The organism is Bradyrhizobium sp. Kon58 (genome assembly GCF_055807455.1).
Window position 1 is genome coordinate 1 of sequence record NZ_JBVVOT010000141.1, and the last position, 491, is coordinate 491.

The following is a 491-nucleotide window of genomic DNA, read 5'->3' on the forward strand; positions in this document are numbered from 1 at the left end:
ACCGAAGCCGAGCCCGAGGGCACCGACCGCGATCTCATCGACAAGCTGGAAGCGATGGTCGAGCAGGGCATGGCGGCCATGGCGGCAGGCGCCGCTGCTGCTCCCGTAGCCGAAGCGCCGCCGCTGGTGCCGGAAGCGCCTGTCGCCGTTGAAGCCAGCCAGGGCGTGCTGGCCGACCCGAGCCTGGAGCGTCCGCTGCGTCCGGGCGAAGTCTCGCTCGACGAGCTCGAGCGCGCCTTCCGCGAGACCGCGATCGAAGTGCCGGTCCCGGTTGCCAAGGCAGAAGTCAAGGCCGAGCCCGCGCCGGCCGCTGAAGCACCAGTGGCTGTTGCCAAGGAAGTAGCGAAGGAAGCCAAGGCGAAGGAAAAAGCCGCGCCGAAGAAGTCGATCGCCGACGAGGGCGCCGGCGAGGGAGCCAGCATCGCCAACCAGTCGATCCGCGTCAACGTGGATACGCTGGAGCATCTGATGACCATGGTCTCCGAGCTGGT

1 pseudogene is annotated in these 491 nt (G+C 68.2%); it reads left to right on the forward strand.

Going from position 1 to position 491, the window contains the following annotated elements:
- Positions 1–491, forward strand: a pseudogene (locus AC0L20_RS39850) (hybrid sensor histidine kinase/response regulator); the annotation flags it as partial.